The sequence below is a fragment of the Paenibacillus sp. FSL M7-0896 genome (genome assembly GCF_037975415.1).
In the GTDB taxonomy this organism is placed as follows: Bacteria; Bacillota; Bacilli; order Paenibacillales; family Paenibacillaceae; genus Paenibacillus_AQ; species Paenibacillus_AQ silagei.
Map to the genome: position 1 here is coordinate 746073 of NZ_CP150250.1, position 22908 is coordinate 768980.

Sequence of the window (22908 nt, forward strand, 5' to 3'; positions counted from 1 at the left end):
CAGATGCAGGGAAAGGGGCAGGTTGCCATGAAGTACGCCGAGGCAGACGCTGGAGCACCGGTGATTACCGAAGTTGTATCCAGAGTGGAGGACCGGTTCTGTACGCTGCGCTGGCGCTGGCCGGACGGTGTACAGGCGGTATATATTCATAAGGCCTCCGCGGAGGCACCGGACAGTCATGAGCATCCGCCTCCGGGCATGAAGCTCTATACGCGTGAAGAGTACAAAGCGAATAACGGGTACCGGGACCGGCTGGACGAGATCGGGATGGTGGCTTATACCATTTACGTGCGGCTTAGCGGGAATGGGGAGACGATGCTGGTCCGTCAGCAGGATGGCGGTAACCGGGCGCTCGTCAGCGCGGGTAAAGCGAGGATCTACTACGCGGTCCAGCACAAAAAAGGGTTATTCAGCAAGCTGAAAACCGTGCAGATGACGATTACTGCCGAGGTGCCGGTGCCGAAGGAAGTGCTCTGCTACGTCAAAAAGCGGGATGCGCACCCATCCTCCAAGGAGGACGGTGCAAGGTTCCCGTTCGTCCAGGACTTCGCTCCCGGGCGCAACCAGCTCCCGCCGATTGAGGTCGGCAAGGACGACTTTATCCGTATTTTTTTCACCGATGGGCCTAAATACGGGGCGTATTATGAGCTGGTTCCCGAGTGAGCGGGAGCAGCATACCGGGTGCTGACAACACCCTGAGGAGGATGAGAGATGTCTTTTTTTAGCCGTTTCATGAAGAAGAATCAGCCCGCAGCGAGGCCGCTGTATTACGATATTGTCTGCCCGTTCTGCTTCACTCGCTTTGAGCCGGAGGAAGTGGTGTTCCGGGCCATGCACAGCCGTGAGGATGATGAGAATTATGCGCTCGGTGAGGATGATCTGCTGAATAAATACCGGGAGCGCTTCGGTCTCGATACGGTAGATGATATGGAAGCGGTTCTGCATCCGGCGGATATCCCGGAGGAGTACCATCATTATACCGACAACGTGCTGACCGGGCTCACCGACCGCTATGGGGTGATGACCCGCAGACGGCTCTGTCCGTCCTGTCATAACGAGCTGCCTGTAACAGCCGGCAAGGTGCCTAGCAATATTATCTCGATTATCGGAGCTTCCCAGGTCGGGAAGTCTGTCTATATGACCTCGCTGATCCATACGCTCCAGCATACAACGGCAGGGCATTTCGACGCAGCCTGTATGCCGCTGAATGCCGAGATCAGCCGCAAATTCCGCACCCTGTATGAGGAGCCGCTGTTCGAGCGGGGGGATCTGCTGGCGTCTACCCAGAAGGAGAAGATGCAGGAGCCGTTTATTTTCCAGTTCGTGTTCAAGGATGAGTCCAAGCCCCCGCTGACGCTGGTGTTCTTCGATGTGGCCGGTGAAGGAATGGTCGATCAGGATTATCTGGGCCTGCACGGCCAGCATATCAAGAACTCCGCAGGGATTCTGTTCATGGTCGATCCGCTCCAGATCCGTTCGGTCCGGGAGAAGATCCGCATTAACTTCGGTGACCGTCCGGGGGAGTGGGTATCGCAGTATGATGAGCCGCGTGATGTGGTGCTGACCATGTTCGGTGACTTCATCGCCTATCAGGAGAAGAGCAAGACCGAAATTCCGACCGCAGTCGTCCTGGCCAAAAGCGATATGCTCCACTCCCTCAAGGATGAGGATGGCGACTACATCAAGTCGAACAGCAATGTGTTCAACAACTATGTGCACCGCAAAACGCTGAACCTGGACGAGTTCCACAACATCGACGGTGAAATCCGGCGCTTCATTGAGAAGGTGGACCGGCCGTTCAAGGATACGATGGATGTGTATTTTGCCAATACGGGATATTTCGCCGTGTCTGCGCTGGGCAGCAATCCGGTCAATCAGAAGGTAGAAGGTGTAGTCAGTCCGATCCGGGTCGATGAGCCGTTCATCTGGCTGCTTCACAAGCTGAATTATATTGAGGGGAGCGACGGGCCGTGAACAGATTCTCAGGGTCCATGATCACCCAGCAGATGTATACCCGCGAGCGCCGGGGCGTATACCGGTCTACAGAGGGCTTCGATACGGTGGCGAAATCGGAGAGTCTCGATAATAATTTTGTCAAAAAAATTCTGCATCCCTTCTGCCTCTACGATGCCCCGGCTGAGCTTACGGCACGCGGCGAGAAGGATGAGGAGCTGTATCCGGCTGCGCTGCATCTGTTCCATACGGAGAGCAACGAGACTGTGATTGGAGAGAGCCGTTATCTGGCGGCGGATTTCACGGGGCAGCGGAGCGCTTTTTTTGCCCATAATTTCGTGGTGCCACCTATCCGCTCCGAAGAGATTGTCGAGGGGTACGGAGACTGGCTGCATGCGGGGTTTGCCCGGAGCTATGAGGGGGAACCTGGCGGGACACTGCCTGAGCTGGAGTCGATTCCCGTGGCAACCCGCACGCTGGACGAGCCGACAGACCCGCGCAGCGTGTTATCTGGTCTAGGCTTCACAGAAGAGCTGTTCAAAGCCCTGCTGCAAGCGGTAATGCTGTCCGTAGCCGGGAAGAAGAAAATCTATGTAGCGCTGGATGTGCCGATCAGTGAGTTGTCGCAGCGTGCGGCCCGGCTGACGGAGGTCCTCTTCGCTGCGCTGCCGTATGACTTCCGCCGCAGGCTGGGAGTGATCACGTATGCCAAGGAGCCGCTGAGCCGCAAATACATTCACCTGACCTTCGTGGAGAAGGGCTCTCTGCGTCCGGGCGACCGCAATATTGAGAAGGATTATATCTTCGATCTGGCTGGCGCAAGGTTCCTGAATACCGACTTCGGCGAGTCGCGGCAGATCTATGCCGATCTGGCCTGGAAGACGCTGGTGGAGAAGGGCGGAAGCCTCCGTGATTTCGCTAAGTTTGCCGACAGCCTGCTGCTCGGGGAGAGTGCGGAGCGTAAGCTGTCGCTGGCGCTCTACAATGAGCTGGCGGTCTTTTATGAAATCGAGCAAGGTAATGAAGCCCTATATACAGACAACAAGAACGCTATACTCGGCGGCCTGCTGTCCTATCTGAAGCCGGAGGGGAAGCTGGATTCGCGGGTGCGGCTGAATGATATGTTCCTGGAGCGGTTCGACCGCGAATATGATCTGATCCGCAAGCAGGGGATTCCGTCACCGGAGGTTCTGGAACAGTTCAAGGATTACTACGCGCTGCCGGGCCATAATTACCGGGTGAAGATCGTCGATTACTTCATCAACGGGATGCTGAACTGCCAGTCCGGGGGCCGGGAGGATATGCTGGCTGCCGCTTACGGGATTGTAGAGAGCGATACGGCGCTTAGCGAGGCTTTCTTCAAAAAAGTACTGTCCCAATCTCACTTCCGCAGAATGCTGTTCGAGCCATATCTGGAATCCCGGCTGGCTGCCGCTGCCGGAACGGCGGATATCCTCCGCCTCGTGGGCCACTTCGGCCGGAGTCTTCCGGAGGTGCTTCAGCAGGCAGCGGTACGGGATACCTTCAAGGAATATCTGCTGGAGAAGCTGCAGCGGGAATCCGATCCGGTAGCGGCGGTAACGGCTGTTCATGAAGCGGTCCAGCAGGCAGAGAAGCAGCGCCGCAGAGGCGGCGTATACCCGGAGGCCTTGTCCGTTATGGAGGAGCTCGGCACGGTTGCTGACCGCTTCCTGCTGAACCGGCTCTCTCTCGACGAGCTGACGATGGAGCAGCTGCTGGAGATCTCGTTCCTGCGTTACCGGGATACGGCAGACTGGCAGCCGCCGCTCGATGCGATTGCGAAGCGCAAAGCGAATGCGCTGCGCGCGGCCTACCGCTGGTTCGGGGAGGAGTCGCCGGACGAGGAGATTTTTGCCGGACTGACGCCGCGTGAGCTGGACGATGTACAGCTGCTCGGTGCGCGGTGGCTGAAGGAAGCGCGGAGCCTGGAGCCGTTCGACCGGCTGCCGCTGGCCTTCTATCACAGCAGTGAACGTGAAGGCGGGCCGCTGGATTATGATGCGCTGCTGGATCTGGTGGTCCGCAAGGCGGGCAATGACAAGGAGACGGTGTACCGGTTCCTGGATTGGTCGCAGCATAGCTGGCTGTTCGCAAGCTCTGGCAAGAAGCTGTGGCCGAATTACAAGCGGGCTGTGCTGAGATATTTCCTGAAGAGCGACCGCGAGGCATTCAAGAACCGTGAATTCCGCAAAAACCATCTCGACACAGCAACGCCTGCCATGCAGACTGTCTACAATGAAGCCCGCGCCCAGCTGGCTTCGCCGCTGGCGCGGTGGGTCAGCCGCAGCCGATTTCAAATCCTGATCTCAGGGAGCATCCTCGGGATCATTCTGATTGCGGCGGTTATCCTGCTTAGCCAGCTAGGGGGACGCGGCAAGGATACAGCTGCGCCGGTGGCCAGCCCCAGCCCGCTTCCGGCAGTGACAGGACAAGCCGCTGTAGCGGCCCCGGTCTCTGTCCGGCTTATCGGCGGTGACGCGGGGACTGGCGGGAATAGCAGCGGTGATGCGGGAAGCGGAGAAACGGGTAAGAATAACGGCGTTAAGCTGTTGTTCAGCTTCACTGATGCGGCGGAATGCTCCGCCTTCAAGCCGGAGCGGATTGGCGTGGAGTCCGCCAGCGGCGTTACGGACTACGAGGTTAAGGCAACGGTTAGCAGTTGCCAGGTTGAAGCAGGCGCCGGAGTGGACGGCGGTGCGAAGGGTGAGGCAGGCGCCGGAGCGGACGGCGATGCGAAGGGTGAGACAGGCGCCGGAGCGGACGGCGGTGCGAAGAGTGAGGCAAGCGCCGGAGTGGACGGCGATGCGAGTGGCAAGGCAGGAGCCGGAGTAGACGGCGGTGCGAAGGGTGAGGCAGGCGCCGGAGCGGACGGCGGTGCGAAGGGTGAGGCAGGCGCTGGAGCGGACGGCGATGCGAAGGGTGAGGCGGGCGCTGGAGCGGACAGCGGCGCGGATAGTGGAGCCACCGCCACTCCAGCGGCGGCGGGGACTCCTCCGTCACGCGTCTACGAGGTGACGGTGGAGCTTTCAGCAGGCGCGAAGCTGGCAGCAGGTGATATGATCACCGCCGGAAGATACTCGCTGAAGCTGGCGGCAGATCCGGGCAGCGCCCCGGAGGCTACAGCCACAGCCGCGCCTAGTGCGGAGCCGTCCGCTTACGCAAGCCCGGAAGCGGACAAGGACGCGGAATAACACAGCGGAAACAAGCAGGCTGCGTAAGCTTTTAACTAACGCGATCGGATAATGCAATCGACTGACGCAATTGATTGCCGCTACCGGCCAACGCAATCGACTGACGCTACTGACTGATGCTATCGACTAACGCAATCGACTAATGCAATCGACCAACGCAATCGACTGATGCTACCGACTGATGCAATCGACCAACGCAATCGACTAATGCTACCGACTGATGCTATCGACTAACGCTACCGACCAATGCAATCGACTGATGCTACCGACTGATGCTATCGACTGATGCTATCGACCAACGTAATCGACTGACGCTACCGGCCAACGCAATCGACTGACGCTACCGACTGATGCTATCGACCAACGCAATCGACTAACGCTATCGACTGATGCTACCGACCAACGCAATCGACTAACGCTACCGACTGATTCTATCAACAACGCAATCGACTAACGCTACCGACTGATGCAATCGACTAACGCTATCGACTGATGCTACCGACCAACGCAATCGACTAACGCTACCGACTGATGCTATCGGCCAACGCAATCGACTAACGCAATCGACCAACGCTACCGACTCACTAAACCGACTGACGCTACCGAGTGGCGCTTTTAACTAACGCTAACGAGTAACGCTCCTTAGTCATTCAGCCGACTCACACAACTAACTGACGGTTTTGAGTCGATACCAAGTGATGGTACTGAGTAACATTGCTTACAGTGATAGGTGTACTCCGTACAACTAAAAACAGTGAAAAGGAAGACGTTCCTCTCGTAACTGTATTCCATACAACTAATTTTGCCCGAATGGGCGAAAAGCCGGTACAGAAGCATTTTAGGTGCATGAAATACAGCTAAAAGTACATTTGGCAGTAAATCAGACGATTTAGTTGTACAGATTGCATTTAAGCATAACGTTTGGAGCTAGAATAGTACCTTAGTTAGTCGGGGTACGGCAGCCCCCCAGCAAGCTAGAGGATTAAATGAATGCTGATTAGTTAGAACCTGATGATCGACTAGCGGTAGCTGATCCGCTGTGCGCATATAGCGCGGCATGGTGGACTGGTCAGAGCCTGGTGCATACTACTTTATGTAGTACAATGATTTGCGCTCCGGCAGGCTGATACAAGCATAAAGTAATTAGTTAAGTGTGCTAGTGTCCGAACGAAGCTGCTCGATTGCACTTTGTACACTAGAATGAGGCATATCGAGCCTTATATGGTGTTCTGCTGTATTCGGTACATTAGATTTTGGGAATTTGGCCCGGCGGAGGGTTATTTGCCACAATCGCTTGTATGAAATGCAGCAGAATGCGTTATCGACCGCTTTTACACGAATTCTAATGTACATAATACAATCGCCTGGCTTCCGCTGTCTCCGTTAGTACCGCCAACGGCTTAATTAACAGCAGAAGAGTCACTCCATAGTCCTGAATAGTACGATGTGCCGGGGTAGCGGGCATGTGCTGTTCAGGATTTTTTGTGCAAATATAAGAATGTATATGGTACACGTTATAAATTATCCTTCTATTTCTCGCTGAAACGGTACCGTCCTTTAAAAGGACGGCAAAGCCGTTTCCACTTGGGAATGGGCGGGGCTTCGGGGGGGATGGAATAGAAATAGCTTGTCTATAGACATACAGGGGAATAGTAGATATGATTGTTTCAGAATATTAAAATTTAATAAGCTTTGGGAAAAGGTGCAGATTGCCTCAGAGACCGCGCGCTGTCGCTAGCAGATGCTGGCAGGGCTATGTCTAATAGAGGAATCTGCTTAAAAGGGAAGCCCGGTGCAAGTCCGGCGCGGTCCCGCCACTGTAAATACGGAGCAACTCCTGAGGAGCCACTGTCTGCTAACGGGATGGGAAGGCGGGGGAAGCGGTGAAGTATGAGCCAGGAGACCTGCCTTTTTCGTTGTTGTTTCTATTCTTCGGGGGTAAGAATGTGGAAGCAGATGCTGATATTGGCGAGGGCTGTGTATGCTGTATTGTATGTAGTGTGGGAGAGTAATCGGCTCCTTCAGCCGCCCTGTATTGTATTCTTCCCCGGCCGCCCTGCATAGGGCGGTCTTTAGGTTGCCGCTCTATCTGCGGAGGAAGCAGGATTCATCCATTCTATTTCAGGAAAGAGGTTAGTTATGAAGAACCATTCTCTATCATCCAGGTTCACACGGCTGGGACTAGCTGTCATTATGCTGTTCGCACTGCTGGGAGCAGCCGTAGCCCCGGCAGGACAAGCTGCTGCTGCACAGGCAGGCGGGACTTCCGCACCAGCGGTGTCCGCTCTGCCCGCAAGTGAGGCAGCCAGCGTAACTGCTGCGGTCTATGCTACTGCGGAATTCATGCTGAAGAACGGAGTCCAGTCGGACTGGCAGGCGATTGGCCTTGCGCAAGCAGGCTACAAGGTTCCTGCCAGCTATCTGAAGGCGCTTGATGGCAAGGTGGCTGAGGCTAAGGGTGTTTTTGCCAGAGCTACGGACTATGCCCGGATCACGCTCGCCGTTAAGGCACTTGGCGGCGACCCGGCGAATGTGGCAGGCTATAACCTGATTGAGAAGCTCTACAATCACGATGCAATTACCGGCCAGACGCTGAATAATCCGGTCTATGCACTGCTCGCTCTGGATTCCGGCAGCTATACAATCCCGGCAAATGCGAAATGGACACAGTCTAAGCTGCTGGCAGAGATTCTGGCGAAGCAGAACCCGGACGGAGGCTTTACTCTGACCACGGGTGCGAGTGATCCGGATATGACAGCGATGGTGCTGAACGCACTGGCTGGACATAAGCAGGAAGCGGCAGTGAATGCTGCCGGTCAGCGGGCGGCAGCCTGGCTGGCTAAGGCACAGGATAAGAATGGCGGATATGGCGACAGCAGCGAGAGTGTAGCTCAGGCCATCATCGGTCTGTCTGCCTTCGGCATTGATCCGGCAGGAGCAGATTATACTAAGGGTAATATTAATCTGGTCAGCAAGCTGCTGAGCTTCAGCGCAGCAGATGGCGGATTCATCCACACTGCGGGCGGCAGCTCCAATCCGCTCTCAACGGAGCAGGCACTGGAGGCTTTGGTAGCGTACAAGCTGTTTGGAACAGGCGGTAAGCTCTTTGATTTTAGCGGCACACCAGTGAAGAATCCTCAGGTAAGTGTCTCGGTTACAGTTGAAGGTCCGAATGGAACCTTGGCTGAGGGCAGCGTGTACGCCGGAAATGTGCTTACGGCACTGGATAAGACAGCAGCAGCCAAGCGCCTGGCTCTGGTCAATGAAGCAGGCAATTATGTGACGGGGATCGGCGGCGTGATTGCGGGTACTTTTGGCGGATATGATGGCTGGATGTACGTGGTCGCACGCGGCGGAGCATGGATCTATCCAAGTGTAGGGATGGGCGACTTCGCGCTGGAGGAGAATGACCGCATTGTGGTCTATTATGGCGGGGACAACACGCAGGTGGTTGATGCCGTAACCGCGACTCCCGCACAGCCGCAGCCTGGACAAGATCTGAAGGTGCAGGTAACCCAGAAGCAATGGGTCTGGAATGAGGCGACCTTCACCTCCGATCCGGTAACCTCACCGGCAGCAGGCGTACAGGTAACCATCGGCGGCAAAACAGCAGTTACAGATGCTGCGGGTGTGGCTGTTGTGGCCGGAGGACTGCCAGCAAATAAATATACCCTGACGGTTACGGGATATCTGAAGGATAAAACCCCGGCCATCGTGCGTCATACGGTCCCGGTAACGGTGGCTTCTGCGGCGGCGGACCGTCCGGCTTTTGGCGATGTGAAGTCGATCTCGCCTTGGGCGCTGGAGTCGGTATACACGGCATATGACCGCAAGCTGATGAACGGTGTAAGTGAGGACAGCCTGCTGTTTGCACCGAAAAAGAATATTACCCGTGCTGAATTTGCAGCGCTGCTGCTGCGGTTAACCGGGAACGAGCCGTCTGCGGCGTCTTCTGCTGGGGTCTTCAGTGATGTTAAGGCCGGTACATGGTATTATGGAACAGTGAACCGGGCGAAGGAGCTAGGAATCATCAGCGGCGTAAGCGCCAAAACGTTCAAACCGGACGGGCTGGTTACGCGCCAGGATATGGCTGTGATGATGGTTAGAGCTTTTAAGCTGGATGCTACATCAGCCGGAGTAGGAGCAGGGGTTGGTAAGTTCAGCGATGAAGATAAGATTAGCGACTATGCATTGTCCGCTGTCCGTACGGTGACGGGACTTGGATATATGAGCGGCACCGGCGGCGCATTCGAGCCTACTGCTGTGGTAACCCGTGAGATGGCTGCTGCTGTAGCGGTTAGATTGCCATAGTTGAGTAGGGAGCAGCAGAGTTCGGCAGGTAGAGTAAGATCAGCTTCAATATACAGCTATACTACCGCAGGAGGCACTGAACGAACTCTGGAGCCGACGATAAGTGGATAAATGACATCTAATTTGGCAGGATTTGCTGCAGAGCGGGAGCTAGTTGGATAAACTACACTTATTCAGGCCTGAAGCTGCAGAATGATGAGGTATGGGCAAAATTAGATGCCGGAAATCCAACTAAATTCTATACAGGTGCGTAATCTGGATTATTAAGTGTAGAAAATCCAACTACGCACCAGTGCTGATGAGTAGTTGCGGCGTATAGGGTTGTTGAAGCGTTGCAGGCTCATTAGACAGGCTATTTTGCTTGGAATTAGTTCGGATATGTCTTGAAAAGTAAGCATAAGGTGTATGAAGGAACGGGGAACAGGCTGACTGGCCCCCGTTCTTTTCCCTTTTTGTGGAGGTGTGCAGGTAATGTTCAATCTAGTCAAAAGAGGCCGGGGAAGGCTGGCTCCGCTGCTTCTCCTGCTGATGGTATTGCTGCTCCCCGGCTGCTCCTCTGGGCAGCCGGATCAGGCAGGCGGCGGCCCGCAGCCGCCCGCCGGGACCCCGGCCGCGCAGACGCCGCGGCCTGGAGACGAAGCGGCTCCGCTGCCGGGAGCCGCTGAGGGCACTGCCGTACCATCCGCCCCTGCGGACGGTACGGCAGCTCCAGCGTCGCCAGGCGCAGCGGCGACGCAGCCATCGGCGGGCGCAAGCAAGCCCGCCAAGCCGGCGTCGCCAAGCGCAGCGACGACGCAGCCACCGGCGGGCGTAAGCAAGCCCGCCAAGCCGGCGTCGCCAAGCGCAGCGACGACGCAGCCATCGGCGGGCGCAAGCAAGCCCGCCAAGTCCCCGGCGGCCACACCCAAGCCGCCGACCCCCGCGCCCGCTGCGGCGGCCACGCCCAAGCCGGACAACGTAGTCACTCTCTCCATCACCGGAGATGAGGAGCATGGCGTGATTCTGGCCGCTGCCCAGTACGAGATCAAGAAGGGCGAGAGTGTGCTGGACCTGCTGAAGCGGATTACACGGGCACAGAAGATCCAGATGGAATATCAGGGCAGCAAGGCTTTTGCTTATGTGGAAGGTATAGATAATTTGTACGAGGGTGATCACGGGGCAGAGAGCGGCTGGATGTACAAGGTGAATGGAGAATTTCCGTCCAAGGCTGCGGGTAGCTGGATCGTCGAGCCCGGGGATACCATCGAGTGGCTGTATACGCTTGATCTAGGCAAAGACCTGGGGGCCAAAGCGCCATGAGCAGCGGCTTTCGTTCCATGCATCCGGTAGTAGCCCTGCTGTATTATGCAGGGCTGCTGCTGTTCACTCTGCTGGTCTTCCATCCGTTATTTCTGGCTACAGAGATAGCCGGACTGCTGGCGCTGCTGCTGTTGCAGGGACAAGGGCGTCAACTGGTGCGCAGCTTGCCTTTTATGCTGCTGATGGCAGCTTCCGTGGCCTTGCTGAACCCGCTGTTCTCACATCGAGGGGCGCATATTCTGTTCTACTGGCTGGATCAGCCTATTACGCTGGAAGCTGTGCTGTATGGACTGATGATGATGACAATGCTGCTTACTATTTTCATCTGGTTTATATCCTACAATTACACGGTGACTACAGATAAGTTCATGTACCTGTTCGCCGCGGCTGCGCCGAGAACGGCGCTGCTGACGCTGATGGCCATCCGGTTCGTACCGCTGTTCCAGCGGCGGCTGCGCCAGATTACGCTGATCCAGCGTCTGCGCGGGATAGATGCCGGTACGGGAAGCCTTAAGAAAAGAATGACGGACGGAATGACGCTGCTCAAGGTGCTGCTGACCTGGTCGCTGGAAGAAGCCCTCCAGACTGGAGACTCCATGACAGCCCGTGGTTACGGCAGCACCAAACGTAGCACTTACACGATATACAAGGCTGATTTGCAGGATAAGCTGGTGATGCTGCTGTTAACCGTTAGCGGTGTGGTTACGCTGCTGTTCTGGGTGCAGGGCTACGGCAAGCTGGAGATCTATCCCCGGATGAGACCAGCGGACTTCGGCTGGCAGGAGGCCGTCATGTACGGGAGCTTCTGCCTGTTCGTGCTGATTCCTGCGGGACTGGAAGGAAAGGAGAAATGGTTATGGAGATCCTCAAAGCACAGCAATTATCCTTCCGATACCCTGAAGAAGACAGGGACACGCTCCATGAGCTATCGTTCGTCATAGAAGAGGGGGAATTTGTCGTGCTCTGCGGCCCGTCCGGCAGCGGCAAAACCACCCTGCTGCGTCATCTGAAGCGGGAGCTCACTCCGGTGGGTTCATCCAGCGGAACCTTGACCTACAAAGGGCAGCCTCTGTCCGGGCTTCCGGCAGCGGTGGCCGCCGGGGAGATCGGGATGGTCTTCCAGAACCCGGATGCACAGATTGTGATGGATACGGTCTGGCATGAGCTGGCCTTCTCCATGGAGAATCTGGGGCTACCGCCTGCTGTCATGCGGACTCGGCTGGCGGAGATTTGCGGCTTGTTCGGGCTGGAGCCGCTGCTCTACCGTCCGGTACATGAGCTGTCAGGCGGACAAAAGCAGCTCATGAACCTGGCCTCAGTGCTGCTGCTTCAGCCCAAGGTGCTGCTGCTGGATGAGCCAACCTCCCAGCTTGATCCTGTTGCTGCACGGGAATTCATGATGGCGCTGCAGCGGCTGAACGAGGAAATGGCGGTCACCGTGATCATCAGCGAGCACAGGCTCGAGGAGGTACTGCCGCTGGCGGATCGTGTGCTGATGCTGGAAGACGGCAAGCTGCTGGCAGATGCCGCTCCCCGCCTGTTCGCCCGGCAGACCGGCAGCGGAGCCTTGACTTCGGCTGGGCGTTACTTGCCAGCCGCCTCACGCCTGTACTTGTCGCTTGCTCCGGAAGCGGATTCCGCTGCGCCGGAGAATATTCCGCTGACCGTGCGTGAGGGCAGACGCTGGCTGCATGCTCTGATGGCAGGAACGGACGCTGCCGCAGGCGCTGAACTGGTTAATAACTTGAATAGGGAGGCAGGGACGACTCCCCTCGTTTCCCGCATAGAATCTGTTCCAGAGGGGGATTCACCTCCACCCCCCGCCGGAGTATCCGTGAAATTCTCGTCAGAGGAACTCCAAGCGGCCGGAGCAGAGACTCTCCTCTTCTGCCGCGAAGTGACCTTCAGGTATGAGAAGGAGGGCCGGGAGGTCCTGAGGAAGCTCTCGTTGACGCTTAAGCAAGGGGAGTTCCTGGCAGTCATGGGCGGGAACGGCGCAGGCAAGTCCACCCTGCTGCATGTGCTCAGCGGGCTGATGAAGCCGCAGCGCGGCAGAATAGAGCTGGCCAAGGGCAAGACTACAGGTCTGCTGGCACAGAATCCGCTGCTCTATTTCAGCTATGATACGGTAGCCGAGGAGCTGCAGCATATGGGGAGCTACGCCGGGTTAACGCCAGAGGCAGCAGCAAGCGAGATTGAGGCTTTGCTGGCGGTATTCCAGCTCCGGGAGGTGCTACAGAGTCATCCGCATGACCTCAGCGGCGGGCAGCAGCAGCAGACCGCGCTTGCCATGATGCTGCTGATGAAGCCGGATATTCTGCTGCTGGATGAGCCGACTAAGGGGCTTGATCCGGCCGCCAAAGACAGGCTGGCCGCCCTGCTTCAGCAATTGCGCGGGCAGGGGATCAGTATTCTCATCGTAACGCATGATGTAGAATTCGCGGCTAAGCATGCTTCGCGCTGCGCACTCCTGTTTGACGGGGGAATTACGGCAGAGGGCACACCGGCTGAGTTCTTCAGCAGCAATTACTTCTATACCACGGCAGTCAACCGGATAGTGCGGGACTGGCTGCCGCAGGCATTGACAATAGAGGATGTGATTCGCACATGGCCCGCTTCCGCATACCGCTGCTAATTGCCCTGGGACTCTTCATCGCGGGGCTCGCGCTTACCGCAGCATTCACTGACCGGCATTATGTGCTGCTTAGCGTGGTGCTGCTGCTGGCAGCTCTCCTGCCGCTGTTCATCCGGCTGGAGCGCCGGCCGCTCCAGTCCCGTGAACTTGTGCTGCTAGCGGTGTTGTCCGCTATTGCAGCGGTCAGCCGGATTCCTTTTGCCGCATTACCGGGGGTAAAGCCTGTGTCGGCCGTTGTCATCCTCTCCGCTTATGTCTTCGGGGCAGAGGCGGGATTCGTTATCGGAGCAGTCGCTGCTCTGGTCTCTAATATTTACTTCGGGCAGGGGCCCTGGACGCCATGGCAGATGTTCGCCTGGGGTATGACCGGACTTACAGCCGGGTGGCTGCGGAGGAGCTGGCTATTGCGCCGGCGGGCCGGGCTGCTGGTGTTTGGCTTCATCTGGGGGTTCCTGTTCGGCTGGATTATGAATATCTGGGTCCTGCTCAGTCTGCCGGATGCCTTTAGCTGGCGGCTGGTTGCCGTTACGTTTGCCGCAAGCTTTTATTTCGATCTGGCCCATGCCTTGTCGAATGTATTCTTCTTAGCGGTGCTGGCCGGAGGCTGGACCAAGGTGCTGCAGAGATTCCGCAAGAAATATGGCTTGCTTCAAGAGTGAATGGAATTATAATTAATGGATATCGCTCTACCAAAACGATAATATTCTTCTTTTTTCGACAAATTTCTTAGCAGGGCCATCAACAATTCGATGTTATTCTCCGATAATTAAGGTTACAGCTAGATATCGAGAAGGCGGGATAACAGGAAATGAGACATCTGAAGATTAAGCATAAAATGATTGTACTGATCGCAGTGGTTATTCTACTACTAATCGGGATCGGAACAACGGGTATCCTGACGACAACCAGAATGGCTGAGAGGTCTGAAGAGACATACAGGCAGAACCTGCAGCCGATTTATTTCGTAACGGAGATCCGCGGGAATAACCGGGCGATTGAGTCTTTTCTGCTGGAGGATCTGATTACAACGGATGACGCGAAGAAGCAGGAGCTGAAGGCGAGAATTCAGGAGAATATCCAGACAAACAATGAGCTGATGGCCGAACTGAGGAAGATTGAATTCAACAATGACAAGATTGCAGCTTATGTGAACGAATATACCCTGCTGCTGCCGGATTACCGCTCACAGCGTGATAATATTATCCATCTGGCCGATAACGACCTTAACGATGAAGGATATCAGGTGTACACGGGCCGGACCTTTAATGAGCTGCGTGACAAAATGGTCCGGCTGCTAGAAGAGACAGCGACGTTATTCATTCAGGATGCGTCTGCCCATAATACACGGACGGCTGACAGTGCCAAGAGCTCTGTTACGTTAAGCAGCGTTCTGATTGCGCTGGCCTTGCTGCTCAGTATTGTCCTGAGTGTGATCATCACCAGATTGATTACAGGGCCGCTGAAGGAATTGCAGGGGCTGATGAAGCGGGCGGAAGAAGGGGACCTGACGGCCTCTGCCGCTTACCGGTCCAAGGATGAGATCGGCCAGATTAATACATCGTTTAATACCATGCTGGACGGGTTGAAAAATATGATGCGCGGCGTCTCGGAGAGCGCCGAGATTCTCTCGGCCTCCTCCCAGCAGATGAGCGCCAGTGCCGACCAGACCGCGCACGCCTCACAGATGATAGCTGAGACCTCAGGCGAGATCGCAGCCGGATTCGATGTGCAGGCGGAGAGCATTACCCTTACTACACAGTCTGTGCGGACGATGTCCTATGAGATTGCCGAAGCCCGGTATAGCGGACAAGAAATGTCCCGCCTGATGGAGCAGGCTGCCTCCTCCACGGAACGCGGTGTAGACGCAGTAGAACAGATTCTGGCCCAGATGCGGGAGATTGACTCCAGTGTCTCGGCGAGCCGCCAGATTGTCGGCAACCTGGGTAGCCTGTCCGAAGAGATTAACACCATCATTACAACCATTAATGAGATTGCGACCCAGACCAATCTGTTGTCCCTGAATGCTTCCATCGAAGCCGCCCGGGCGGGCGAGCATGGCCGTGGCTTCGCTGTAGTTGCCGGTGAGATCCGCAAGCTGGCGGAAGCTACCGGAACAAGCTCGCTGCAGATTACAGAGATCATTAACCATATCCGTCAGCAGACCGCCAGTGCCGTAGAATCGATGGAGCAAGGCTCCGGGATTGTCTCTCACGGTGTAGCACAGAGTGAGGTGGTATCCGAAGCCTTTACGGCGATCCAGACCTCCATTAAGGCTGCCAGTGAGCAGACAGAGCAGATCACAGAGGTCATCGGCCATGTCGCGCAGGAATCCGAGGAAGTGGCCAGATCCATGTCAACGGTGAATGAAATCTCACGCAAAGGCGCCGCAGACGTTCAGGGCACCAGTGAAGCAAGCCTGGAGCAGCTGACCGCGATGGGAGAGATGTCCTCCTCTGCTCAGTATCTGGCTACCCTGGCCGAGGACCTGCAGAAGCATCTGGCCCGGTTCCGGCTGTAACGGCTATAATAGATATCAGCCCGGCCCGATTCGGCCGAGGAACCCTGGAGATTCCCGGGTATCTTCGGCGGAGCCGGGCTTTTGAACGTATTATTATTAATCTCAAGGAGGCGGTCTCTATAATGAACACTCGAACATGGAAGCTGGCGATAGTTCCAGCCTTGTTAATGACACTTGCAGCTTGTAGCTCGAATCAGGCTAGTGCTCCGGCGGTTAGCCCCAGCCCACAGCCAACAGCGGCTCCTGTAGAAGCTTCTGCCCAGCCTACGGAAGGGCCAAAGGTTACACCGGCACCTGCTGAAGCTGCTGGGGTAACGGTAGGGGAAAGTAAACAGTATGAGAAAATAGCAATTTCCGACTGGAAGGACGACAGAACCGTTGTCGTGTCCAAGCAGAACGATAAGCTGGGGCCGATCAGCTCAGGAGAGCTGAAGGGTTCCTATCCGCAGAGCCTGTATTTCTTCCATCCGGATACCGGTGAATACGAATTGATTACAGAGAAGGCGAACATGATGCTGGGGGATGCCAAACTGTCCGCCGATCAGTTGTTTCTGCTCTATAGTGAATTCTCCCTGGGTGATCCAGTCTACAATGTAATGGACCTGGGGTCCAAGAAGACCTTCACCATCAAGGGCGATGCCATTGCCGGAGCGATGGGGGCCGAGTGGGCGGATAAGGATACGGTAGTGGGTCCTGCATACAGCGGCGGTGCTTACACAGCGACGGCTACCTCAATGAAGATTGCCCCGGTGGAGGGACTGGGCGGGGAAGGTCTGATTGTTGTAAGACAAATCAAGGATAAGATCTATTACACCAGTAATTCGAAGGACTCCCTGCATAGCTTGGACCTGAATACTAAGGTGAAGGCTGACTTGAATATTCCGGGTACCAGCAGCGTAATCCCTTCACCTGACGAAGAACAAATGCTGATCCTGCAATATAAGGAGACCACCCAGTCGCTGCTGCTCAGCGGCACAGACGGTAAGAATCCGCGGACCCTGGTGGAAGGCGCCGAGCTTGGGGCCGTCTCCTGGTCCCCGGATCAGCGGCTGATTGCCTATAGTGTAACTATTGAGGAGAACGGGACAACGAATAATACCTTATATGTCTACGATCTGTCTTCTGACAAGTCCGTCCAGATTGCGGAGAGCAATGGAACGATGACCACCTCATGGAGCCCCTCGGGCAAGCAGCTTGCGTATACAGAGCGGGATGACAGCGGGAGCAGCAGCAGTATAGTCCAGTTAAAGTAGAACAACAACATGATGGCAATCTTTAAAATTCAAAAAAGCGGTCCGCACCGGTAAATCTACCGGATACGGACCGCTTTTATTATAGATTCCTAGAAGGAGCATAATGCTCCTCTGCTTCTTACATGCTAAGCATACCAGCCCCATACGAAGATGAACAGGGTGCCGAAGATGGTGACCAGAGCCACGAACATGGCGTATGCGATGTTGATATACAGTTCTTTTTTGGAATCGGCCGATTCTCCGATGTGCATGAACACAAACAGCTGCAAGGAGGCCTGGATCAGCGCTGTAACCAGCAGCACCACCATATTGGCACTGGAGGACAGGTCTCCGTAAATTACAATCAGTGCAGCGGCAGAGAGGACCAGAGAGGCTACATAACCCATCACATGCTTAATAGGGAATAGTTGCTTCATCATGTCACATCAGTCCTTTCAGGTAGACGAAGCTGAAGATAAAGATCCAGACCACGTCTAAGAAGTGCCAGAACAAGGAGAAGATGAACGTTTTATTGGCGGTAGCGGGAGTAATGCCGCGCTTCCACAGCTGAATCATAATGCCAATTCCCCACAGCAGACCGAAGCTGACGTGAAGACCATGCGTTCCCAGTAGTATGAACAGACTGGAGAGGAAGCCGCTGGTCTGCAGCGTAGCTCCTTCATGTACATAAGTGAAGAACTCGTCGATTTCAATACCGACAAAAGCCAGACCCATCACCAGCGTAATCGCCATGAAGACCATCATGGCTTTCTTGTAGCCGTGCCGCATGGCATGGACAGCCAGACCGATGGTGAAGGAGCTCGACAGCAGGAGGAAGGTCTCCATCAGCACCGGGCCGATCTCGAACAGCTCGCTGCCGCTTGGTCCGCTGGCATAGCGGTTAACCATTACGAAATATACAGTGAACAGCGTAGCGAAGAGAGGGATCTCGGCTCCGAGAAAGACCCAGAAGCCGAAGATCTTGTTACTGTTCTCTTCCGTTGAATATTCGAGCGGCTTGGACGCATCTATTTTCATACAGTCTCACCCCGCATCAGTTTCTTTTCTGTAGCTGCAATCTCTTCTACAGGAATGTAGTAGCCCTGGTCCTTATCGAAGGACATGAAGGCCAGCACAACCAGGATTCCAATCCCCGAGACAATCGCCGGAATCCACATGCTGAAGACCAGGAAGAAGCCGAGGAAGAAGAAGACTACACCCAATATGAACGGCTTGCCGGTGTTGCTAGGCATATGAATCTTGGTGTATTTGGTCTCTGTGTACAGCGGAATATTATCGTGCTTCGCAGACCATAGAGCATCGCGCGTCTCAACCTTAGGCACAATCGCAAAGTTGTAGAGCGGGATCGGGCTGTGTGTAGCCCATTCGAGCGTCCGGCCATCCCAAGGATCGTTGGTTGTATCTCTCGGCATGTAACGGGTACTCCAGTAAATATTGTAGACCAGGATCACGAAGCCGATCGCGAGTCCGACGGCCCCGACGAAGCTCAGCATATTGAGCGGACCAAAGCCTGATTCCTTAGAATAAGTATACAGACGGCGTGTCATTCCCATCAGTCCCAGGAAGAACATTGGGAAGAAGGTTACGTTAAAGGAAATGATGATCCACCAGAAGGCATGCTTGCCCAGCCGTTCGTTCAGGCGGAAGCCGAACACTTTCGGGAACCAATAGTGGAAGCCGGCGATGACGGCGAACACGGCACCCGGAATCAGCACGTAGTGGAAATGCGCCACCAGGAACATCGTGTTGTGATACTGGTAATCGGCGCTGGCCATTGCCAGCATGACGCCCGTTACCCCGCCGATCGTGAAGATCGGGATAAAGGCCAGTGTGTACAGCATCGGGGTCGTGAAGGTAATCCTGCCCTTTCGCAGGGTGAATAGCCAGTTGAATATTTTGACCCCGGTAGGTACTGCTATGGCCATCGTTGTGATTGAGAAGAAGCTGTTGACCATGGCACCTTGACCCATTGTATAGAAATGGTGCGCCCATACAAGGAAGGACAGGAGCGAGATGATCAGCATACTGAATACCATGGAGGTATAGCCGTACAGGTTCTTCTTCGAGAAGGTGGCGATAATCTCACTATAAATACCGAAGGCCGGAAGGATAACGATATAGACCTCCGGATGTCCCCAGACCCAGAACAGGTTGGCCCAGAGCATATCCATCCCGCCGTTGGCCATCGTGAAGAACTGGGAGCCGAAGAGGCGGTCGAACATCATCATCGCCAGCGCTACGGTAAGAACCGGGAAGGCGAAGACAATGATAACGTTGGTGATAAGTACGGACCAGGTGAACATCGGCATCTTCATCAGCGTCATGCCTGGTGCGCGCATTTTGAGAATCGTTACGATAAAGTTAACCCCGGTGATCAGCGTACCGATACCGGATATTTGCAGGGCCAGAGAGTAATAGTTGTTCCCTACGGTCGGGCTGAACTCAAGACTCGCCAGCGGGAAGTAGGCTGACCAGCCCGCATCCGGCGAGCCGCCGATGACGAAGGAAATGTTCAGCAGCATGGCGCCCATGAAGAAGAGCCAGAAGCTGACGGCGTTCAGCCGCGGGAAGGCAACGTCCCGTGCGCCGATCTGCAGCGGAATGATTACGTTCATCAGACCGATGATAAAAGGCATGGCCATGAAGAGAATCATGATCAGACCATGGGTGGTGAAGACCTCATTGTAATGCTGCGCATCGAGGAATTTCATTTCCGGCGCAGCCGTCTGCAGACGCATCATCATCGCATCTACACCGCCGCGGAACAGCATCAGCAGCGCCGCGAGGATGTACATAATCCCGATTTTTTTGTGGTCAACCGTGGTCAGCCATTCGCGCCACAGATAGCCCCATTTCTTGAAATAGGTAAGCCCTACGAGAATCCCGATGGTTGCCAGTGCAATACTGATCATGGCCCCGTATATCAAGGGTTCGCCGTGAACCTTAAATTTGTCCAAATCCATTAGGGTAGCTCCTTTCAGTGTGTTGCATTAAGCTCGTAAGAGAGCTAGTGTCCTTCATGTGTGCTTTCATCCACAGGAGAGCTTGGCAGCGGCTGATCGACTTCCGGATCAGGCTTGCTGTCGAATTCCGTTCCGCTGGACGGCTCGGGAGACGGATGAATTTCCTTGTTATCCTGATGCTCCGGATTGCCGTTGTCCATATCCATTTCCTTGCCGCCGCCGCTCATATGATCTCCGTGATTTCCCGGAGGAGGGCTGAACTCCAGATGGGTGGAGGAATACGTTTTGCGTCCGAGGTAATCCGTGGCCAGCAGGCCTTTGAATTCTTCCTCCGTCAGCTTAGGTGCAGTTTCCTTCACTTCCTTCACCCAGTCCTCGTAACCTTTGTTACTCAGAACAAGTGCTTCGAATTCCATGTGGGCGAAGCCTTTACCGCTGAAGTTAGCATTCTTTCCGATATAAGAGCCTTCCGTATCAGCGGAGAGATGAAGCGTTGTCAGCATGTCGCTCATGGCGTACTTTTGACCGGCAAGCTGTGGAATCCAAAGACTGGTAATGGTGCCGAATGAGTACATTCTGAATTCTACCGCACGATGCACCGGCATATTCACGTAGTTCACCGTCTCGATCCCTTCCTCAGGGTAGCTGAAATGCCATTTCCAGTTGGAGGAGGAAGCATAGATGACCAGCGGAGTCTGATCTTTATAATCCGCAGCCACATTCTCCACTTCGTTTGTCGTCTTGACGGTTACAACAGACAGGAAGGCTACGATAATGATCGGGATAATAATCCAGATCGCCTCAAGGACTACATTGCCTTCCTCGTGCTTTGGAATGTAACCCTCATTACTCTTCTTCGCACGGTATTTCACCAATACAAAGATGTATAGGATGTAGACAACTGCCAGAACACCAAGCATTACAATAATTGAGAGGATAATGGTGTCAGATAACGTTCTGGCAGACGGCCCCTTCGGGTTCAGAACAGCGATTGAGCTGCATCCCGGCAGGAGAAGGATCAGGCTTAGAAACAGAGCGTATAACGGTCCCTTTTTTTTCATATAGAACTCCTTCCTTCAATACTACTTTTCATTCGCCGTTCATTAACGGAAGTACATTGATCTGTATCTATAGTAAGAACTACTTACCCATAATGCAAAATACATATTTTGTATAAATATATAAAATAGACCTTAAAAATGGCGAACAAGTTAAATATGTGTGATCAAATTGTTACAACTCCCTAAGGGTATGATAAAGATCACTGTAGTGGCGCACTTTAGCTAATTTTAAGGTTGTTCAATTTTTGTTCAAAATTCCGATATTGTTATTAAATTTGTCACAATTATTCTGTGCCAAAAACCGCTGATTTAACCGTGTAACGCCTGCTGTGACAGCATTCGACGAGAATTGCGTGCTTTCTGAAAATAATGGCGAACCCTCATTTATCATTGCATAAGAGTAACAATTTCTTAGCTTGCGGTTACAATCTCTCAAATTACGTTGAAAGTATATATGATAAAGTGATAGACAAATATACATAGATTGGAGACTGCTGCTGTGCGCATCAAGAAAATTCTGCTCTTATTCATGTCTTTATTCCTAATTATGGGGCTTGTGCAGGTCCCGGCTAACGCTAAAGGTGATAGCACTATTCTTAAACTCGGAGTCAACGATAAATTAAGCAAGGTTGAAGCTGTATCCGTAAAAGGCACCTATTATGTACCGCTGCGCGCGCTTGCGGATGAGCTGAAATGGACCCTTACCGGCCTGACGGACGGGATTCACGTAGCCGGCGGGACAGGTTCGCTTACCCTGCTGAGCAAGGACGGAGGTGCGGTGCTGAAGGATGGTACTACCGTGCCTATGAGCACTTTCGTACAGGACGGCAAACTCATGGCTCCGCTGAAGCTCAGCGGTTACCTCGGGTATAGCATTTCCTATGCGGGAGATAAATATTTACTTCGTGTGAAGGACGGCTCGGCGCAGCTTACCGATGCAGCCTTCACCGATAAATATGCTGCCGAGCTGAAGCCGAAGGCTCCGGTAGCTCCAACGAATCCTGCCACTCCGGTTACACCAACTGAGCCGGGCAAGCCGGGCCGGACCGTATACCTGACCTTCGACGATGGCCCGTCAGCCACGACTGGCGACCTGCTGGACATCCTGCGTAAATACGACGTACAGGCAACCTTCTTCATGCTGGGGAACAACATGAATCAGCATCCCGCCCAGGTGAAGCGGACTGCGAAAGAAGGCCATGGCTTAGCGCTGCATGGCGTGACCCACCGCCAGGAGAAGTTCTATGCTTCGCCGGCAGCGGCGCTAGCCGAGATGTCGGGGGCCAATGCGACATTGAAGAAGCTGACGGGAGCCAGCACCACCTTGATCCGTACGCCATACGGAAGCAAGCCGTATTTCACCAAGTCCTTCCGCGATAAAGTCCTGACGCAGGGCTATCATCTCTGGGACTGGAACGTGGATTCCTATGACTGGAAATACAAACAGAACAGTGACAGAATCTATAACACTGTGATGGATCAGGTGAATAAGCTGAAGGCATCCAAGACCAATCCGGTCATTCTGATGCATGACCAGAAGGCTACACTCAAGGTGCTGCCGCGTATTCTGGAGAAGCTGAAGAAGGAAGGTTATACCTTCAAGCTCATTACGAAGGATATGGAGCCGCTCAATTTCTGGAAGGATAAACGCTGATCCAAAAGGTAATTTGAACATATAAGAGCAAGCTGCGGGGAGGCCCGCC

At 54.6% G+C, this 22908-nt stretch carries 15 protein-coding genes and 1 riboswitch; of the genes, 11 read left to right on the forward strand and 4 right to left on the reverse strand.

The window, feature by feature from the left end; genetic code table 11:
* The first annotated feature begins 27 nt into the window (after positions 1 to 27).
* From MKY12_RS03105 to MKY12_RS03150, 10 genes are all read left to right on the forward strand, one after another.
* Positions 28 to 663: a beta-mannanase gene (locus MKY12_RS03105; RefSeq protein WP_339312887.1), complete on the forward strand. Its 636-nt coding sequence runs from the start codon at positions 28 to 30 to the stop codon at positions 661 to 663.
* Between the two features lie 48 nt (positions 664 to 711).
* Complete coding sequence (locus tag MKY12_RS03110; protein ID WP_036731360.1) at positions 712 to 1974, forward strand: hypothetical protein; 1263 nt, start codon at positions 712 to 714, stop codon at positions 1972 to 1974.
* On the forward strand, positions 1971 to 5165 hold the full coding sequence (locus tag MKY12_RS03115) for a hypothetical protein (protein WP_339312889.1): 3195 nt from the start codon (positions 1971 to 1973) through the stop codon (positions 5163 to 5165). Before MKY12_RS03110 ends, MKY12_RS03115 begins: the two co-directional genes overlap by 4 nt.
* Before the next feature lie 1733 nt (positions 5166 to 6898).
* Positions 6899 to 7092: riboswitch (cobalamin riboswitch) on the forward strand.
* Between the two features lie 212 nt (positions 7093 to 7304).
* Positions 7305 to 9476 (forward strand): S-layer homology domain-containing protein, encoded by a 2172-nt coding sequence (locus tag MKY12_RS03120; protein WP_339312891.1) that lies wholly within the window; start codon positions 7305 to 7307, stop codon positions 9474 to 9476.
* A gap of 471 nt (positions 9477 to 9947) precedes the next feature.
* A complete protein-coding gene (locus MKY12_RS03125; RefSeq protein ID WP_339312892.1) occupies positions 9948 to 10775 on the forward strand; it encodes a DUF4430 domain-containing protein in 828 nt (275 codons plus the stop codon).
* On the forward strand, positions 10772 to 11716 hold the full coding sequence (locus MKY12_RS03130) for an energy-coupling factor transporter transmembrane component T (RefSeq protein WP_339312894.1): 945 nt from the start codon (positions 10772 to 10774) through the stop codon (positions 11714 to 11716). Before MKY12_RS03125 ends, MKY12_RS03130 begins: the two co-directional genes overlap by 4 nt.
* Positions 11632 to 13410, forward strand: coding sequence for an ABC transporter ATP-binding protein (locus MKY12_RS03135; protein ID WP_339312896.1), 1779 nt, complete (start codon positions 11632 to 11634; stop codon positions 13408 to 13410). The genes MKY12_RS03130 and MKY12_RS03135 overlap by 85 nt, the downstream gene beginning before the upstream one ends.
* Positions 13383 to 14069 carry an ECF transporter S component gene (locus tag MKY12_RS03140; protein WP_339312897.1) on the forward strand — a complete coding sequence of 229 codons (687 nt, stop codon included), beginning with the start codon at positions 13383 to 13385 and terminating at the stop codon, positions 14067 to 14069. The genes MKY12_RS03135 and MKY12_RS03140 overlap by 28 nt, the downstream gene beginning before the upstream one ends.
* Before the next feature lie 149 nt (positions 14070 to 14218).
* On the forward strand, positions 14219 to 15928 hold the full coding sequence (locus MKY12_RS03145; RefSeq protein WP_339312899.1) for a methyl-accepting chemotaxis protein: 1710 nt from the start codon (positions 14219 to 14221) through the stop codon (positions 15926 to 15928).
* A gap of 122 nt (positions 15929 to 16050) precedes the next feature.
* Positions 16051 to 17181, forward strand: a complete 1131-nt coding sequence (locus MKY12_RS03150; RefSeq protein WP_339312900.1) for a hypothetical protein — start codon at positions 16051 to 16053, stop codon at positions 17179 to 17181.
* A 125-nt stretch (positions 17182 to 17306) separates the two neighbouring features.
* On the opposite strand, the gene qoxD is transcribed toward MKY12_RS03150, so the two are convergent.
* Genes qoxD through qoxA form a run of 4 tightly spaced genes read right to left on the reverse strand, consistent with a single transcriptional unit; the run spans position 17307 to position 21205 of the window.
* Complete coding sequence (gene qoxD, locus MKY12_RS03155; RefSeq protein ID WP_036731442.1) at positions 17307 to 17600, reverse strand: cytochrome aa3 quinol oxidase subunit IV; 294 nt, start codon at positions 17598 to 17600, stop codon at positions 17307 to 17309.
* Position 17601: 1 nt separating this feature from the next.
* A complete protein-coding gene (qoxC, locus tag MKY12_RS03160) occupies positions 17602 to 18198 on the reverse strand; it encodes a cytochrome aa3 quinol oxidase subunit III (RefSeq protein WP_036693560.1) in 597 nt (198 codons plus the stop codon).
* Positions 18195 to 20144, reverse strand: coding sequence for a cytochrome aa3 quinol oxidase subunit I (gene qoxB, locus MKY12_RS03165; RefSeq protein ID WP_036731445.1), 1950 nt, complete (start codon positions 20142 to 20144; stop codon positions 18195 to 18197). Before qoxB ends, qoxC begins: the two co-directional genes overlap by 4 nt.
* A gap of 44 nt (positions 20145 to 20188) precedes the next feature.
* Entirely contained in the window at positions 20189 to 21205 is a 1017-nt protein-coding gene (gene qoxA, locus MKY12_RS03170; RefSeq protein WP_076078945.1) for a cytochrome aa3 quinol oxidase subunit II, read from the reverse strand.
* Positions 21206 to 21704: 499 nt separating this feature from the next.
* Here qoxA and MKY12_RS03175 point away from each other — a divergent pair, with 499 nt between their 5' ends.
* Positions 21705 to 22859 (forward strand): polysaccharide deacetylase family protein, encoded by a 1155-nt coding sequence (locus tag MKY12_RS03175; RefSeq protein ID WP_339312901.1) that lies wholly within the window; start codon positions 21705 to 21707, stop codon positions 22857 to 22859.
* Positions 22860 to 22908 lie beyond the last annotated feature (49 nt).